Origin of the sequence: Calothrix sp. PCC 6303 (genome assembly GCF_000317435.1) — a bacterium.
Taxonomy (GTDB): domain Bacteria; phylum Cyanobacteriota; class Cyanobacteriia; order Cyanobacteriales; family Nostocaceae; genus PCC-6303.
This window is the reverse complement of the sequence record NC_019751.1, coordinates 6,314,859-6,333,793: the sequence shown is the minus strand read 5'-3', so window position 1 is coordinate 6,333,793 and position 18,935 is coordinate 6,314,859. Positions and strand designations below refer to the sequence as shown.

Annotated in this window: 10 protein-coding genes and 1 tRNA gene; 5 read left to right on the top strand and 6 right to left on the bottom strand. The window is 41.2% G+C overall.

The features are described from left to right. Positions 1-100: 100 nt before the first annotated feature. The gene (locus CAL6303_RS25650) at positions 101-781 is read left to right on the top strand and encodes a hypothetical protein (protein WP_015200751.1); all 681 of its coding nucleotides are present in this window, start codon (positions 101-103) and stop codon (positions 779-781) included. A gap of 86 nt (positions 782-867) precedes the next feature. On the opposite strand, the gene CAL6303_RS25645 is transcribed toward CAL6303_RS25650, so the two are convergent. Then, a complete protein-coding gene (locus CAL6303_RS25645) occupies positions 868-2,274 on the bottom strand; it encodes an aldehyde dehydrogenase family protein (protein ID WP_015200750.1) in 1,407 nt (468 codons plus the stop codon). Positions 2,275-2,535: 261 nt separating this feature from the next. Between CAL6303_RS25645 and CAL6303_RS25640 the strand changes: the two genes are divergently transcribed. Further along, on the top strand, positions 2,536-2,742 hold the full coding sequence (locus CAL6303_RS25640; RefSeq protein ID WP_015200749.1) for a hypothetical protein: 207 nt from the start codon (positions 2,536-2,538) through the stop codon (positions 2,740-2,742). Positions 2,743-3,042: 300 nt separating this feature from the next. On the opposite strand, the gene CAL6303_RS25630 is transcribed toward CAL6303_RS25640, so the two are convergent. Further along, complete coding sequence (locus tag CAL6303_RS25630; RefSeq protein WP_015200747.1) at positions 3,043-5,250, bottom strand: inactive serine/threonine-protein kinase VRK3; 2,208 nt, start codon at positions 5,248-5,250, stop codon at positions 3,043-3,045. A 112-nt stretch (positions 5,251-5,362) separates the two neighbouring features. Then, positions 5,363-7,069: a serine/threonine-protein kinase gene (locus CAL6303_RS25625; protein ID WP_041740927.1), complete on the bottom strand. Its 1,707-nt coding sequence runs from the start codon at positions 7,067-7,069 to the stop codon at positions 5,363-5,365. A gap of 262 nt (positions 7,070-7,331) precedes the next feature. Here CAL6303_RS25625 and CAL6303_RS28695 point away from each other — a divergent pair, with 262 nt between their 5' ends. Beyond that, a complete protein-coding gene (locus CAL6303_RS28695) occupies positions 7,332-12,164 on the top strand; it encodes a filamentous hemagglutinin N-terminal domain-containing protein (RefSeq protein WP_158333186.1) in 4,833 nt (1,610 codons plus the stop codon). 126 nt (positions 12,165-12,290) lie between these two features. Here CAL6303_RS28695 and CAL6303_RS25610 read toward each other — a convergent pair whose 3' ends face one another. Then, positions 12,291-13,688: an amidase gene (locus tag CAL6303_RS25610; RefSeq protein WP_041739980.1), complete on the bottom strand. Its 1,398-nt coding sequence runs from the start codon at positions 13,686-13,688 to the stop codon at positions 12,291-12,293. A 378-nt stretch (positions 13,689-14,066) separates the two neighbouring features. On the opposite strand from CAL6303_RS25610, the gene CAL6303_RS25605 reads away from it, so the two are divergent. Next, positions 14,067-15,755 (top strand): DUF3685 domain-containing protein, encoded by a 1,689-nt coding sequence (locus tag CAL6303_RS25605; RefSeq protein ID WP_015200743.1) that lies wholly within the window; start codon positions 14,067-14,069, stop codon positions 15,753-15,755. 323 nt (positions 15,756-16,078) lie between these two features. On the opposite strand, the gene CAL6303_RS25600 is transcribed toward CAL6303_RS25605, so the two are convergent. Further along, positions 16,079-16,151: transfer RNA gene (locus tag CAL6303_RS25600), tRNA-His, on the bottom strand. Positions 16,152-16,269: 118 nt separating this feature from the next. Here CAL6303_RS25600 and CAL6303_RS25595 point away from each other — a divergent pair. Next, entirely contained in the window at positions 16,270-16,671 is a 402-nt protein-coding gene (locus CAL6303_RS25595; RefSeq protein WP_015200742.1) for a DUF4359 domain-containing protein, read from the top strand. A gap of 254 nt (positions 16,672-16,925) precedes the next feature. On the opposite strand, the gene CAL6303_RS25590 is transcribed toward CAL6303_RS25595, so the two are convergent. Further along, entirely contained in the window at positions 16,926-18,671 is a 1,746-nt protein-coding gene (locus tag CAL6303_RS25590; protein WP_015200741.1) for a S8 family peptidase, read from the bottom strand. Between the last annotated feature and the right edge of the window lie 264 nt (positions 18,672-18,935).

Here is an 18,935-nt window from a genome sequence, read left to right as displayed (position 1 = left end):
AGAAGACTATTTCTACGAAGAAGATTACGCGAGGCTATTATCTGCGATAATCTAAGCCTATCTAAATCACAGTACTGTTCTATTTTACTCTATCTTGAAAATGAAATTAGAAGAAGTTATTCCCTGGGGTCGAACATTAGAAGAATATAAGTTAATGTTTAATCTGTCAGCGACAGATCTAAATGTTAAGATTCTTGGCTGTGGTGATGGTCCTGCCAGTTTTAATGCTGAAATGAGACAATTACGATATTCGGTTGTGTCTATCGATCCTATTTATAATTTTTCGGCTAAGGATATCAGACAGCGAGTTGAAGCTACTTATGAAACTGTAATTTCCCAGGTCAAACAGAATTCACACCGCTATAATTGGCAAATTTTCCGTAATGCTGATGAGTTGGGAAATGCGCGTCTAGCGGCGATGAAAAAGTTTTTGTTAGACTATGAGTTGGGTAAAAATCAAGGATATTATCTACCCCAATCTTTACCGAATCTGGATTTTGCTAATAATCAATTTGATTTGTGTTTGTGTTCTCACCTCCTCTTCCTTTATTCTGAAAAATTATCACTAGAGTTTCATATTGATGCTATTCAGGAATTGTTGCGAATATCTCGAGAAGTAAGAATTTTCCCCTTACTCAAGTTAGATTGTGAGATTTCACCTTATGTTGAAGTTGTTATTAAAAATTTTGAGCAACTTGGCTTTAATATTTTAGTTGAACCAGTTAATTACGAATTTCAAAAAGGTGGAAATAAAATGTTAAAAATTAAGCGTATTGAATAAAATTTAAAGTGTATAAATTGACTTAAACGAAGTATAAGTTTGTTTTTGACCCCAACTCGAAAACTATGCAGAAAATAAAAATTTACTCAAAACCACCAAGGACTTTTAACTGCCTTAGTTTTACTCAAAATGGTTTTTTGTCGCAGGAAGCGAGTTAGTGCGCCTGTACCAGTGCGAGAGGAAGCGATACCGGAGAACTTACAGGGATTACTCTCCCCTTCTTGCATCACTAGGGCTATTGCGGCATCATTAATATTTATCGTTCCTACTTCTATTTGTGAAGCGATTTCTGCTGCTTCAGTTTCGGAATTGGTAAATATTGCTGCACCCAAACCATAAATTGAGTCGTTTGCTAAGTTTACCGCTTCTGCAATCGTGGAAAATGGCATCACTGGCATAACTGGTGCTAAAGTTGGTTCCCTCATGATTTCCATTGAGTGGTTGACTTCAGTGAGAACAGTAGGCAAACACCACAAACCACCACCAAACTCCTCAATTCTACCACCACAGTGGACAACTGCCCCTTGTGCGATCGCGTTTTCAATTTGTGCTTCTATTTTGGTTGCTTGGGGGATGGAAATCAAAGGACCAATTTTACCGCTTTCCAATGTGGGATAAGCTAGTTGCAGACGGTTGGCTTTGGCAATTAGTTGATGATAAAACTGTTCGTAGATGCTTTCTGCTACATATATCCGTTCAATTGCAAAGCTGTTTTGCCCAGAATTAACAACTGCACCCCAAATAATCGCTGATGTTGCTAATTCTAAATCAGCCGATTCCAAAACGATCGCGGGGTCTTTTCCCCCTAATTCTAAACATACAGGAATAAATTGTTGTGCCCCAATTTCGGCGATATTTCTTCCTGTTTCTAAATCACCTGTAAAACAAATAAAATCTACATATTCCAGCAAATTGATGGTTGTTTCCTCATTCCCTTCTACGAAAGTCAAAACATCTCGCAATTTAGGAACCAGGTTTAAGGCTTTTACTAATGGTGCCATGAATCGCGGAGTAATTTCGCTGGGTTTAACAATTACCGTACAACCTGCCAGTAAAGCGGGAATTAAATCGATGACACTCAATAAAGGAAAACCCCAATAACCGATTATTCCTACCAATTCGTAGGGAACTGCCGTTTGCTGTAAGTTGATGGAAGATATTGCGGTTTTATGCTGGCTATCCTTGAGCATTTTTGGTGCAAAATTACACCAAGTATCAATTGCAGCTAGAAAAGAATTCACCTCATAAGTAGATAAATCTAATCTCCCAGTGTCTAAAATTAAAGCATCCACCAAGCTTTTTTTGCTATCTAAAAGAGCTTTTCTCCATTGTTGTAGCGCTTGAATCCGTCCATCTAAGTCAATTGAGAGCCAACGTAATCGCGCTTTCCGCAGGCGGCTACATTGCTGTGATAATAGTTTGGGCGATGGTGGTATAATTACGTAGTCATATTTGCCATTCCGAGGATTGCGAACTTCAATTGTTACAGGCATGAGGGCAGAACAGGAATTAAAGCCTTGAGGCTAGGGTCACAAAACAATTGTGAAGCAAATTGGAATAATTTCCTAGCAGCAACAAAAATAAGAAAAGAGGAAGGAAGCGCGGAGTAGGGAGAAAATTGCCAAAACAATCTCTATGGTGTGCCTGTGTAAATGGAATAATATAGGTTCAGAAGCTTGCTATGTATCACTTTTTTTCAGGAAATAAGCAATATCCTAGATTCATCTGATAAGTACGATGAGGTCTTGTAATCAATGATTTTTAGTGATGTAGTCGAGGTAATCAAAAATCTTTCTACAGAGGAAAAGCATGAAATTCAACTCTTGTTACAACAATATCTCCGCGAAGAACGCCGTGATGAGATACATGATAACTTCAAGTCGGCTCAAGTTGAACAGCATCAGGGTGAACTGAAGTTTTCCTCCAATATCAATGAACTGAGGCAACTAATTGAGGAGTGATAGTGGAAGTCAGTTTTAGTTCAACTTTCAAACGTGCTTTCAAAAAGCGGATCAAAGGTAATGCAGATCTCAAGTTGAGATTTTGGCAAAAATTAGAACAGTTTACTTTAGACCCATTTAATGCGAGCTTAAAGACACACAAACTATCAGGCAAACTCAAGGAGCTTTGGAGTTTCAGTGTAGGCTACGATGAGAGGGTAATGTCTTACTTTACGGAAGATGTAAAGGCTGTATTTGTTTGTAGATATCGGTAGCCATGACGAAGTATATTAAAGATACTAACCGATTTTGTGCAACTTTCTAAGACGGGGTAGCTGTTGGGGTAGGTGTGGGAGTTGGGGTTGGGGTAGCTGTTGAAGTTGGGGTTGGTGTAGGTGTCACAGTGGGTGTGGGGGTAGCTGTTGGTGTAACTGTTGGGGCTGGGGTAGCTGTTGGTGTCTCCGTAGGGACAATATTGGTGGCACTAATACTCAGAGTGTAGTTGAGGCTACTAGCGGCTGAAGACGTAACCACAAACTCGTAAAAGCCACTTTCTGGTAGTACCAAAGATAAACTACGTTTAGGGGAGTCTTCTAAAAAAATCACTTTGCCACTAGGTGAATATGCCGAGAATAATATCTTGTTAGCTGCATCTAGATTGGCTTCAACTCTTTGTCCTTTGACTAGTTCAATGATAAAAACTTTGCCTTCACCTGGTTTGAGGGTACCAGTATCTTTACTGCTGCTAGCACCTGAGTCAAAAATAATCTTTTTGAAGCTAGAACCTGATAGGATAGCGTTAAGTTTGTCATTGGTATAGCCTAACCAAACTTGACCGATGGGTTTGTTGATGAAGTCTTTGCCTCGTTGTTCAGGAAATTGTTGGAAGAATGCCCCATCAGCTAAGTCGTATAGTGAACGACTACCAACGTTGATTTGGTTAACTTGAGTTTTCCAGCGATCGCGTTCGCTGCTAACATAGCTACCTAAGCGACGACGAGAATTATTACTCATGGGTGCAATTTTTTCTAGTATTTCGGCTGCAATTCCATCCCATTTTGCCCGTGATGCTTCGTCTGCTGGACTATCTGTTAATGTTTTCCCTCTTAAACTGGGGTTTCTATCGCCAAATACTTGATTTACCAGGTTAATATAAAAACTATTATCAATTCCTAATTCTTGACGACGATTTTTTAATTTTTCTTTCCTAGCCTTTTCTTCTGGTGAATAATTTGCTAAAGGATCTGTAGGTTGGCTAATACTAGGGGTAGATGTGGGTTCGTCGCTAATATTCCCCCTATTACCCCCTAATTTACTTGCACCCCAAATTCCTATACCTGCGGTGCTTGCGGCAACTAACATAATTACAGCTACCTTTCCCGGAGTCCACCAAGATTCTTGGGGAGGGTTGATGATGGGTTCTTGGGGAGTAGGGCGATTTGGTGGTGCAATGGGGATGGTAGGATTGTTTGTGATTGGTGGTTGTTGAGTTGCCTGATAATTAGGTTGATTATAGTTAGGTTGGTTATGGTTGGGTTGACTATAGTTGGGTTGACTATAGTTGGGTTGACTATAGTTGGGTTGACTATTGAGTGCTTGGAAAACTTGGGCTACATTTTGAAAGCGATCGCGTGGCGTTGGTGCTAGCATTTTATCTAGGACATACCCAAATTCTGGACTCAGATTTACCTCTCGTCGCCACTGCCAAGTTAAACTATGGCTATCAATTAACTCTTGAGGTTGTCTACCTGTAAGCAAAACTAGTAATGTGGCAGCTAAAGCATATAAATCACTGTGGGGTTCCACTAAACCCATTTGCATCTGTTCTGGAGGTGCATAACCAATTTTACCTAGGAGTGTGGCAGGGGCAGAAACGGCTTCTTGTTGGTAGTATTGGGAAGCAACAGCTGCAACTACTTGTTTAACACCACCAAAATCGATCAATACTGGTAGTTGATCGGAACTGCGAAAAATTAAGTTATCTGGGGAAATGTCACGGTGAATGACTCCCATGGAATGAATATATTGCAGAACAGGTAAAAGCTGTTGTAAAAGCTGACGTACTTCAGCTTCGGTAAACCGTATTCCCTGAGTAAGCTTAGTATCTAGTAAAGTACGGTAAGTTGGTCCTTCGACAAAATCTTGGATAATAAATAGATATTCTTTTCCACCAAATTTGTTACGTAGAAGTTCGCGGAAGCGGGGAATTTGGGGATGTTGAAGTTTGTAAAGAACCGCTGCTTCCCGCTGAAATAGTTCCTCGGCTTTTTGGATAACGTAAGCTGTTTGAACTTGGGGTGCAAATTCTTTAATTACACAAAGTTCACGGAAACGGTTAATATCTTCGGCAATGTAAGTCCGACCGAAACCACCTTTACCTAAATGGCGGACAATATAATAGCGATCGCCTAACGTTACCCCAGGTTCTATAGTTTGGGTAACTATGGGTTCAATTTTTTCACCACAAGTGAGACAAAAAGCGCTACCCGCTGGGTTTTCATGTCCTTTGGAACAATAAATAGAAGTCATAATAAATTTTAAAATACAAATAAAATATAAACAAAATATAAGTTATTGACACCTCATTCAGATCCCCAGCTTCCTCAAGAAGTCGGGGATCTAGGATTCTAAAACTCTACAACTATTTGCTTTCTGCTTCCAGCTTACTCACTTTATCAGATGCGATCGCATACCAAATCTGAGCATAGGTCTTTTGATCGAGTTTTCCACGTCGTTGCCCAGGAAACAAGTTATCAAATTCACGATTAGTATCTTTATCTAGCTGTCTAATACTATATTTACCCAATTTGCCTGTATTTGCTTTTTCTTCCCAAATTTCGTAATCTCTTGCACCAAATCTACCTAACTTTTGACGCGATTCATCACTGAGATTTGCTTGTTCTATTTTTTTCAGGATATCATCTCCGACACTGACCCATTCTTGCCGCAAAGCTCTATCTTCGTCACTTCCAGTTAAAGCACGTCCTTGGAGATCAGGATTTTCACTATGAAAAGTACTATTGACTATGTTGTTAAAGAAACCTTCCGGAACTGCCAACTGTTGACGACGGGTAAGAATATTATTACCGCTATTAGTAGTTTTACTTTTAGTTTCTTCCTGAGATTTTTCACCACCTGGGAAACTAGGTAGCGAGACAGTAGGAAGTTGGGGTAAAGAAATTGAAGAAACTCCCTGCACCACCGCACCACCTAATGCCCAAATTCCCCCAATAGTTAAAACTACAGCACTTGTCCCCAGCAAACTCACAGCAAAGGGACGCATCCACATTGGCATTGGTAAAGCTGCCACAGCTATTTGAGTTCGATTGTGAAACCTACTTGCCAAACCATTAGCACGGAGATTTATACCTGGTGCAGCCAACATCGTTTTAATCTTAGTAATGTTGGGATTTGTGGTGGTTTTTGCTGGAGTTGGAGAACCTTGTAAATCTTTAATAACAACCTCTGCATTCAAATAGCGATCGCTTGGTTTGTATGAGAGCATTTTTTTGAGGACATTTTCCAAATTTTTACTAACTTTAATTTGGTTTCCCCATCTCCAAGTTCCTTGGAAACTATCATACAAATCCTGTGGTTCCTTTCCAGTCAACAATACCAAACTTGTCACCGCCAAAGAATACAAATCACTACTAGGAAAAGCCTTTCCTTGACGTAATTGTTCCTCCGGTGCATAACCCTTTTTCCCCAACAAAGTCCGATTTGCAGGCATTTGGGTAGTCATCCAGAAACCCTGAGAAGCAGGTAACTGTTTCACCCCACCAAAATCAATCAACACAGGTACATTATCCCCATCTCGGAGCATCAAATTATCGGGAGAAATATCTCGGTGTACCACATCCTGAGAATGGATATAACCCAACACCGGGAGAATATCCCGCAATAACTTGACAATTTCTTCCTCAGAAAAGCCCTTTCCCTGTCGCTTTTCCAATAAATCCCATAAATTCTCACCCGCAACAAAATCCTGCACCAAAAAGAAAAAATCGTGACTTCCCAACTTTGCCTGCAATGAAGTGTGGAAACGCGGAATTTGGGGATGCTGCAACTTTTGCAAAACCTTTGCTTCCCTATCAAACAACTCCTTCGCTTTCTTCAAATCTTCCGGCTTTTCAACCTGGGGAGCAAATTCCTTTAACACGCAGTTTTGCCGCGTCGTGGAATCCTCCGCTAAATAGGTACGTCCAAACCCACCCTGTCCCAATAGACGGATAATACGATAACGATTACTAATTATTTCCCCTTCAGGAAGGGGTAACGGTTCACCACATTGAGTACAAAAGCGATTACCGGAAGGATTTACGTGTTGTTTACTGCAATAAACGTCCATGACACAGGGTTCTGTTAGGGGATTTTTATTAATGGTTACATTGTTATAAGCGATAATTACGGAAAATTTGTTTAAAAGTACGGGGTTGGGGAATAAAAAACTCGAAAATATTTGTGTGTACACCGTAGCCCTTTCTTCAGTCATGCACCAATCACTGATTGATGACACTTGCGTAAGTAATATTCAAAAACACGAATAATCATGATATATCTAATTTTAGTTCTGCGTATTTACCGTTGCTACATATTAGATAATGAACACAATGAAATTATTTTTGTCAAGCACTTTTTTCTGCAATTTCATATTATTTAATAGCATTGCTGCACAAGCACAAATTATACCTGATAGTACCCTGGGAAACGAATCTTCGCAAGTTAATCCCAATGTGTTAATTAAGGGTGCTAACGCAGACCAAATCAATGGTGGTGCAACGCGGGGAAGTAACCTTTTTCATAGTTTTAGCGAGTTTAATATTAGTGATGGGCAAAGAGTGTATTTTGCCAATCCCTCTGGAGTATTAAATATTTTGACGCGGGTGACAGGGAACAATTCATCAAGTATTTTCGGGACTTTGGGTGTAGATGGAAATGCCAATTTGTTTTTGATGAATCCCAATGGGATTTTGTTTGGAGCGAATGCAAAGTTAGATGTGCAAGGCAGTTTTGTCGGGACAACAGCCAATGGAGTCTTATTTGGGAATCAACAATTGTTTAGTACCACAAATCCCCAAGCCCCTTCATTACTGGTGGTGAGTGTACCTTTGGGGTTGCAGTATGGCAACAATCCGGAGGCGATTCAAGTCCAGGGAGCAAGTTTACAGGTTCCTAATGGTCAGACTTTAACCTTGGCGGGTGGGACTGTAAATGTTGATGGTGGGCAGTTACTAGCACCTGGAGGACGAGTTGAATTAGGAGCTGTTTCAGCATCAGGGACGGTTAGCTTGAATAGCGATCGCAGTTTGAGTTTTCCTGATAATGTAGCAAGAGATGATGTGGCAATCAGGAATGATGCGATCGTGAATGTTCGTGCTGGTGGAGGCGGCAGCATTGCCATTACTGCACGTAACTTCACGGGAACAGGAGCAGGAACAAGACTTCGTGCAGGTATTGCAACAGACTCAGGATCTGTGAATGCTCAAGCAGGAGACATTGACATCAACACTACAGGAGCTATTAACCTTGATGAGAGCACTGTTGAAAATATAGTTGGCGATATAGGTAATGTTGGCGGCATAGGTAATGCTGGCGATATTAACATCACTGCAAGCAATGTCTCCCTCACCAATGGGGCATACTTTGACACAACTATTTATGGTCAAGGCAATGCAGGAAATATTGCTATTACAGCGAAAGATGCAGTGTCCTTTGACGGTAAAGGCACTTACGAAAGTGGTGCTTATAGCTGGGTAAATACTGGAGCAATAGGTAAAGGCGGTGACATTAGTATCACTTCAGGCTCCCTTGAACTTACCAATGGCGCTCGACTTTCTGCCTCAACTTTTGGAAAGGGGAATGCGGGGAGTGTGAAAATCACAGCCACAGATGCTGTTTCCCTTACAGGTAATGCCAGCATCTTCAGCGCAGTGGAAGCAGGGGGTGTGGGTGAGGGTGGCAATATCGACATTGATGCAGCTAGTTTATCCCTCACTGATGGCGCTCAACTGCTAACTATTACCCGTGGTGCATCTGCTACCCAACCTCCAGGGAAGGGTGATGCGGGGAATGTGAATGTGAAGGTTTCTGGATTAGTTGATATCGCTGGTGTCAGAAATGGATTATCCAGTGCTATTTTCAGTAGTGTAGAAACAGGTACGGAAGGGAATGGGGGGAATATTGCAATTGGTGCAGGTTCCTTCCAACTGCGAGATGGTGCTGGACTTTCTGCCTCAACCTTTGGAGAAGGGAATGCGGGGAGTGTGAAAATCACAGCTACAGATGCTGTTTCCCTTACAGGTGCCTACATCTTCAGCACAGTGGAAGCAGGGGGTGTGGGTAAGGGTGGTGATATCGACATTGATGCAGCAAGTTTATCCCTCATTGATGGCGCTCAACTGCTAACTATTACCCGTCGTGCATCTGATACTCAACCCCCAGGGAAGGGTGATGCGGGGAATGTGAATGTGAAGGTTTCTGGGGTAGTGGATATTGCTGGGAAGAAAGATACTTTTCCCAGTGGGATTTTCAGTACTGTAGGTATAGGTGCGGAAGGGAATGGGGGGAATATTACCATTGGTGCAGGCTCCTTCCAACTACGAGATGGCGCTCAACTTGCTGCCTCAACCTTTGGAGAAGGGAATGCGGGGAGTGTGAAAATCACAGCTACAGATGCTATTTCCCTTACAGATGGTGACATCTTCAGTAATATTGGAAGAGGAGGTGTGGGCAGTAGTGGAGGTATAAACATCCGAGGAAGTTCTCTCTCCCTAACTGATGGTGCTCAACTCCAAAGTGGAATCAGTGGATCAAACACTGAGGAAATAGGTGGACAAGGTAATAGTGGAAATATTGATATTAATGTTACTGGTGCAGTAAACATCTCTGGAAGAAAAGGTGGAAGTGGAAATCCTAGCGCAATTTTCACTGATGTGGAAAATGGAGCAAGAGGTAACGGGGGAAATATTAATATTTCTAGTGGTTCGTTTTTCCTCAGTGATGGTGCTCAACTTGTTGCTAGTACTGCTGGAAAAGGTTTGGAGTCACCTAACAGCCAGGCAGGAAATGTGGTACTCACCGCTACAGATGCTATTTTCCTTACAGGTGCTAACATCTTCAGCACAGTACGAGCAGGGGGTGTGGGTAAAGGTGGGAATATCGACATCAATGCAGCTAGTTTATCCCTCACTGATGGCGCTCAACTGCTAACTATTACCCGTGGTGCATCTGATACTCAACCCCCAGGGAAGGGTGATGCGGGGAATGTAAATGTGAAGGTTTCTGGGGTAGTGGATATTGCTGGTGTCAAAAATGGATTTTCCAGTGCTATTTTCAGTAATGTAGGAACAGGTGCCGAAGGGAATGGGGGTAATATTACCATTGGTGCAGGCTCTTTCCAACTGCGAGATGGTGCTCAACTTACTGCCTCAACCTTTGGACAGGGGAATGCGGGGAGTGTGAAAATCACTGCCACAGATGCTGTTTCCCTTACAGATGCCAAGATATTCAGTAATATTGGAAGAGGAGGTGTGGGCAGTAGTGGAGGTATAAACATCCGAGGAAGTTCTCTCTCCCTAACTGATGGTGCTCAACTCCAAAGTGGAATCAATGGATCAAACGCTGAGGAACCAGGTGGACAAGGTAATAGTGGAAATATTGATATTAATGTTACTGGTGCTGTAACTATCTCTGGAACTAACGGCAAACTTCCTAGTGCAATTTTCACCGATGTGGAAGAGGGAGCAAGAGGTAATGGGGGAAATATTAATATTTCTAGTGGTTCATTTTTCCTCAGTGATGGTGCTCGACTTGTTGCTAGTACTGCTGGAAAAGGTTTGGAGTCACCTTACAGTCAGGCTGGAAATATTACAGTTACTACAAAAGATGCTGTTTCTCTTACAGATGCCGATATCTTCAGCACAGTACGAGCAGGGGGTGTGGGTAAGGGTGGCAATATCGACATCAATGCAGCTAGTTTATCCCTTACTGATGAAGCTGAACTTAATACCTCAACCCGTGGACAGGGGAATGCGGGGAGTGTGAAAATCACAGCTACAGATGCTGTTTCCCTTACAGGTGCCTACATCTTCAGCACAGTGGAAGCAGGGGGTGTGGGTAAAGGTGGTAATATCGACATCGATGCAGCTAGCTTATCCCTCACTGATGGCGCTCAACTGCTAACTATTACCCGTGGTGCATCTGATACCCAACCTCCAGGGAAGGGTGATGCGGGGAATGTGAATGTGAAGGTTTCTGGGGTAGTTGATATTGCTGGTGTCAAAAATGGATTATCCAGTGCTATTTTCAGTCGTGTACAACCAGGTACGGAAGGAAATGGGGGGAATATTACGATCAATTCCAATTCATTCAAGGTGAGAGATGGTGCTTTATTAGATGCAGGCACCTTCAATAATAATCGGGGTGGTGATATAACCATCACTGCAAATGTGGTGGAAGCACTTAATGGTGGACAACTGACTACAACTACATCCGGCAATGGAAGTGCGGGTAAAATTACAGTTAACGCCAAAGACAGGGTGACAATCAGTGCAAACGATCCTAACTATAATGATAGGCTAGCTAATTTTCCAAATCGCATCGGCAATATCGGCGCTAACAGTGGCTTTTTCGTTAGTTCCACTGGTGCGGGTGTTACGGGTGACATCGAAGTCAATTCACCGAGAATCACTTTGGATAACCAAGGTAAACTCAACGCTGAATCCGCATCAGGTAACGGTGGTAACATCAACCTCAACAGTGATGTACTGCTACTACGTCGCGGTGGTGAAATCTCAGCAACAGCAGGTACGGCACAATCTGGTGGCGATGGCGGTAACATTAATCTCAACACAAAATTTATCGTTGCTGTACCCAAGGAAAACAGCGATATCTTAGCCAATGCTTTCACGGGTACTGGTGGTAATATCAACATCCAAGCCCAAAACCTCTTTGGTATCGAAGCACGTCCCAAACCCACAGAACAAAGCGACATTACTGCAAGTTCCGAACGTGGTTTACAAGGGCAAATTTCCATCCGCAAACCTGATGTAGATTCCAATCGAGTTTTAATACAGTCACCTGAAGCCTTCAAAGATAAAAGCGATGAAATAGATCAACTTTGCGGTAGAGGTAAAAAGCCTTTAGGTGAGTTTATTATCACTGGAAAGCAAGGTACTTTACCAACTAATCCGGTTATTAACTTGATGCAGGGTGGAGCCGATTTTAGTGAACTTGCTACATTGAATGAAACTAATTTTACTGAAAAAGTTAATTCAATTCCAGATAGGTTGATGGTACAAAAAACCACACCCAACAGGATTGTGGAGGCTCAAGCTATAGTTCGGGATGCCGATGGAACTTTACACTTAGTAGCGGAAGCACCAAGTGTGACACCAAATTCTCGTCCTGCGGTATCTGCTTGTGCTGATGTTGGGAGTAATTGATTCAGCTAAATCTCCCAGAACCCCACCCCCTGCCCCCTGCCCCGCTTGCGGGGAGGGGGAACTAAATTCTTTTCTTTTTCCCTCTCCGCAAGCGGGGAGGGTTAGGGTGGGGTTGTTGATTTTAACTTAGTTTAAATTTGGACGTTGCCCAATCCAAGGATTTGCAGCTTCAAGTTGTGCTGCTAACTTGATAATAGTGGCTTCATCTGCGGGTTTCCCAATTAGTTGCACACCCATGGGTAAACCTTGATAATCGAATCCTACCGGAAGTGCGATCGCTGGTTGTCCTGTAGCATTGATTAATGGGCATGGTGCAATCCATTGAATAATATTTTGGAAGGTATCTTCGGGACTCAGATGTGACCATTCACCCACCCGAATGGGAGGATGTAAATAAACTGGTAAGACTAAAACATCAAAGTCTGCATAATACGTTAGTATCTTCCGGGTAAATATTTGTATTTGGGAAACTGCAATCACATAGTCGCTAGCTGTATGTTTTTTGGATATTAACCAACGGTTGAGGGGTTGGAGTGCTTCTATGGGGATTCCTGATGCTGCTAATCCTGATTGCCAAACAATTTGAAATGGTTCAATTAATGCTGTAATGTCGGGAATTTTTTCTTCGATTTCATGTCCCATTTCCGCCAATAGTTTAACGGTTTTGGCTACAGCTTCCTGACAGATGGAATCTGCGTTACCAATTGGGTGAATTTTAGTGGCATAGGCAATCCGTAATTTTTCGGAATGTTGGCGACTATGTTCCAAAAATGATACTTCTGGTTTTGGCAACCAATGGGAGTCCCCAATTACTGATCCAGACATAATATCTAACAAAGAAGCCGCATCAGCAACTGTTCTGCCTATCGAACCATTAGTGGCTATCCCACTAAAGCGATCGCCTGCGGGAGCGCATGATACTCTTCCCCGTGATGGTTTAATACCAACAACCCCACAACAAGCCACAGGACCGCGAATCGAACCACCACCATCTGATCCTTGAGCAATGGGGGATAATCCAGCAGCTACCGCTGCGGCTGCACCTCCACTGGAACCACCGGAAGTATATTCTAGGTTCCAGGGATTTCGAGATGGAGGAAAACAGGTAGGTTCTGTGTAAGGAAAAGAACCTAGTTCTGAGGTGGCAGTTTTCCCAAGAATAGTAAATCCGGCGTGGCGAATCTTAGTAATAATTATATCTTCGTAATTAGGAATATTATTTAGTAATGCTGGTGTTCCGTATGTGCAGGGAATATTTAATACTGGATTTAAATCTTTAATGGAAATAGGAACACCAAAAAATGGCGGTAATTCAAAGCTATCTTTAACTAGTTGTTCAGTCTTGATTTTGGCATCAGCGATCGCCTGTTCACCACAAACGGTAAAATAACTTCCTAACTGGGGATTTAAGCGCTGAATTCTTTCTAAGTAAATTTCCACCAATTCTAATGGTGATATTTGCCGCTGACTAATTAATTGTGCTTGCTTGAGTGCTGGGGTAAAGGCTAAATCGATTGAATTCATTTCAATAAGGGTGTACGGGTACATGGGGTTGAGAATTTAACCCGTGTTTATGCTAGGTTATCAGTCGCAATCGAGTCATAGATTCTCAGCAACTTTAGCTCAAAATATACGTGAATTTATACAGAAACTATATCTTAGTGCAATTGTTCCGATATTTGTGTCTATATTTGCTGTTAACGCGATAAATAGTTCCAGTTACTCTAAAGTAAATATTAGTTATTCTGCTGTTACTGGCTAATTGCTCAATGGTTATCGGCAGAAAAGACCGATTTTGTCTATACATTCACCGATTGCAACCCTACTACCCGTAGCATCTGTATTGATAAAATCTCAACTCCGCTCTGTTTTAGTTGATTTCTGATAACTGCTAATCTTCTTATGAGTGATATTCTCAGAATTGTCCTAATTGATCAAGACCCCATTTTTCGCTTGGGTTTGCAGGTATCGTTGGCAAAAATCCCAAGCTTACAAGTTGTGGGGGAAACTGAGACAATTATGGCTGCTTTACCGTTGCTAACAGAGTTAAAGTCGCTGTCGGTGGATTTGTTGATTCTAGAATTTGCCAATGGTGATCGAAATTTAGCATCTTTGCAGCATTTACAAGCTGAATATCCCAGTTTAGCTATATTAATCTTGACTTCAGTTCAAGATTGGGCTTTTCGTGAAACTGTCAGAAAAATGGGAGTAAATGGATATTGCCACAAGGGGATACCTATTTCTGAGTTGGTGATGGTGATTGAGAATATTGCTACTGGGGGCGAATTTTGGGAAGAAACTACACAAGATGCTTCTCCACGTCAACTTGGTTTGTCTGGAAAAATTAATCAGCGATTTTCTCATCTGCGATTATCGGGAAATAACCAAATCAGTACCAATCTACAACAAGTGCGATCGCATTTGCGTTCCCCTGGGCTAAATATCTGGGAAAAGGCTATCCTAGCTGGTAAGCAACGGGAATTGTTAGCAGCACGTTGGGTGATTAATCATCTACTGCCATCATTGCCAACGGAAACTAGTTTACAAATTTCCCCCACTAAGGAGACAAGTAACTATTCGCAGTTACAACCAGTTACTAGTTCGGTAGCTTTTAACAGTTTACGTGGTGTTCAATCAGTTTTATTTGCAGAATGTATTACTCAGCTACAATCATCCTTAGAAAATATTAGCGCTACACCTTTAGAAATTGATATTTTACGGGTTGATAAAAAAACTGAACTGCTAAATCTAGTTTTACAGAAATTTGCCCAGATAGTTGATGAGTTAAGGATTTCTCAGTTGGGTATAACTCAAGTAGCTGAAATCAAAGAAAGAATTATATTAGATTTGTGGCAAATCACCATTAGGGATTTTTTTGGCAAATTTTCCCGGATAGAAGTTGGTAATGATTCGGTGGAAATTGTAACTCTACTTTTACAAGATGCAGAAATAGTCAAATCCCAAATTTTACGCCAAATTCCCCTATTTGATGAATTAATCATATATCTGATGTTTCCTGGTGATATATGTATAGAGAATACATTTTATCCAATTCATAGCCTTGAAGCAAAATCCTATGCTTTGAATATTTTAGAAAATCTCTTGATTCAAATTGGAAATGCTACGATTCAACCACTATTAAATCGATTAGCAGATTCGGAATATATTAAACAAAGTTTTTATCATCATCACTTCATTTCCACTAGGGAAATTGAACGCTTCAGAAATGATCTTTCTTGGAAATATCGTTGGCAAAACTACGTTACCGAAGCTCAAGCAATTTTTGAAAGTCGTTATGAATTATTTGTAATTACACCCAGGGGAATTGCTAAAACTTCTATTTATACTTCTCGTCAACAAGAATTAACCCAACTCACAGGTATTCCCCTAACGGTGACATTACTACTGGAATTCCGGGACGCGATCGCACCACGGCTCAAAGCCTTGGTATCATTACTAGGTAATACAATTATTTTCGTCCTCACCAAAATTGTTGGTCGGGGAATTGGTCTGATTGGTCGTGGTATTCTTCAAGGTATGGGTAATGTTAGTTTTCCTGATAAAAAAAGTAAGGGTGATTCCAAATTTTGATTAAAATTAACCCACAACCAAAAAGTTTGTTTTATGAGCTTTATTCCTTAGGTTCCTCTCCGCAGTCGCTACAACGGGGCGGCACGTTTGCGGGTTCATCCGACTCCGCAAAGCTGCCTTGGGAACCACCGCAACGCGCTGCTCTCTGCCTATTTACTTCTGCCTTCTTGTACTAGGGAACGAAATACGCGATCGCTTAGGGAAATGTTCAATCCCGCAGTTTTCCCAGAGGTAATAGATTAAGATGTGGTACAAACTCAGAAAGCAAAACTGTGCTTACAAGTTCTGCTTTCAGATGCTTAAACCTGAATTAGATTTAGAAGGGCGAACGATGGGGCTCGAACCCACGAATGGTGGTACCACAAACCACTGCCTTAACCACTTGGCTACGCTCGCCATAGAATCATGTTTATTAGTATAACAGATATATTCTAATTAGTCTAGAATTGTTTTTTACGGAATAGACTCAGACAATTTGAAGTCTAATAAGTACTGCTAATCTCAATCAGCTAAAATGAAAGTCTCAACTATCATTACCAGTATCGGCATCATCGGATTATCCTTGTTGGGGGTGGCAATGTTCAAAACTAACCCTGTTGAATCGCAATATCAGGATTATGCAGTATCTCAAATTAGCGATTATGCCAAGAAAAACGGTTGTAATAAGGCACCTGGCTTTATAGAAAGGTTGACAAAAATCAAAATAGCTGTTAAGTGTGATGAAATTATCAACAATGCCAAGCCTCAGATTGAAGATGCGATCGCAGCCACCACACAACGACAAGATTTTATATTTTTCAGCATCTACCGCACAGAGTTTCAATTCAGTTCCTTGATTCCCGCACTCCCTTCATATAAATTTGAAAGTGTCGGCGCTTTTAACAACTTCTACACATACAGCGCCGAAAAACAGTAATCAGATAAGTTGCTACGCCGCTAAATCCCATAAGTTCATTGACACTACCCCTGTTAAGGTGAATATTTGTACTGACGATTTATAAGGGTTTCAGCATCGCATCCATTAAAAATTGAAGGCAAAAAATAATGCTTGCGTTAAAAATCTAGGTTCTGTGATTAGAGGTAGAACGTAAGAATGAGACTTCTGGCTAGTACATTATTGGTACACCTTAACAGGGGTAATTCTTTTGATATACCTTAATTTCCGCGCTTTTAGCCTCTAGCTAAAGCTAACGCAGTCCGCACAGCAGCATCAGCATTAACGAACCCGTATCCATAATATTGATCGTATCCTTGCTCACCCAAATCATACGCTGTTTCCGCCAAAATAGCCTTAATCTCACTTGCTGAAAGATTAGGATTAGCACTCCAAACTAATGACGCAATTCCCGAAACCATCGGTGTAGATGCAGACGTACCATTAAATTTATTATCGTAGTTAAAGTTATAAGTACCCGATGTGTTCCGTTCGGCATTTCCAGCAATAAATTCAGTAGGTGCCATTAAAGTCAATGGTCGTAAACCTGCATTGATATCTGCCTGACTCGCATAGTTTGAACCCCACCAGTTTTCATAGTAAGCCCTGTCTCCAGGGTTTTTGGCATTTCGATACCAATCTGTCAATCCCCACGAGGAACCTACGGAAATAACATTACTGTATGATTGGGCAAATGAACCAGGACTGGAAATACTATCTTTGTTGTCATTCCCAGCCGCAAATACAAAGAGAACATCTTGATTACTAGCAATAATGTTTTGTAGTTCTTTGGATGAACCACCAACCAAACTAAAATTAATAACTAAACGCCTACCTAGACTAACTGCCTTATCAATAATTGATTGTGTAGCCGAAGCAAGATCATAATCTCCGTTATCACCACCAAGAACATCCACCATGTAACTATCAGATGACCAGTTGATACCCGCAATACCTTGTTGATTATTACCTCTAGCCGCAATAGTACTCTGAACTAAAGTTCCGTGGGAATAGCTTGAGGATTCATCTAAATAGTTATTGCCATTAAAGAAAGTTCTACGTAAATCGGGGTGGATATTACCATTACTATCAGTTCCTAAGCCGGAATCTTCAATCCCAATTAATACCTTATCTGCCGAACCAGTGGTAAATCGCCACGCATTATGAACACCTGTGATGTGCAAGTTCCACTGCTGATTAAATGCTTCATCGTTTGGTACTACTACAGGTGTGATGTTGTTATCGGGAACTTGTTGAGTTAAATCATAGGTGACACCACCAGCAAATTCAATTTTCTCAATCCCTTCAAAGAGTATTCGCCTACCATCGCCGCCGTTAAGTCTAATCTCATCGAATAACCGACTCTTATTACCTGGGTTAGCAACAACACCCCCTCCACTAGCTGTTGCCCAATCAAAAGTAACTTGATTCCTAAATACACCCGCATCTTTGAGGTTAAGAACATCCCGTTTGCCACTACCAAAATCAACGTTGCCATTACCTGATATGAAGGTAATCTGACTATTGCGTTGATAGGTGAAGATATCAGCCCGCAAAGTTCCTTTTTCCCAACGAGAACTACCGCCACTAGTGGATATGGGAATAGATTCGTTAGATGTTGCCGAGACTGTGAGTTTGTAGTTGGTTTCGGCTCCACCGTAAGCATAGACTTGAATATAATAGGTTCCGAAATCAAGATTCGGTAGTGCAATTGTTTCTGCCGAAGTACCACCTAGACGTGATTCTTTAATGACCTCTCCTGAGTCAATAATACCATTGCCATTTCCATCTTTTACTAACTGGACATCTGCATCGGCACTGAGTTCATCAAGGTGAAGATTGAAACTACTGCTACTACTTAAGCTGAATCGATAAAAATCCTGTTTTTGCAGCCTATCCACCCGATCAGTAAAAAGGCTATTTGATGACAATAAATTTATATCTGTAGCTGTACTCAGAGAACCACCAGGAGTAGTAGGCATCTTTATAAAGTTTATAAAATTTTTAGAGTTTTACATATTTTTATGAAAGTCGATCATCTCTGTTTTTGGGGATAAATACCAAAAATTGTCACAAATTTTACATAAAAAATATACTGGGTTTATTTTAACTTTAACTTGAGCCAAAACACGATGAGTGTTTTTGCTTACTACTACTAAAGAATAGTATATAAAAACACAATAGAATTAGATTTATATTTATTTATTGAATTTTATCTAGCAAGTAGACTAAACTAACCATGCGAA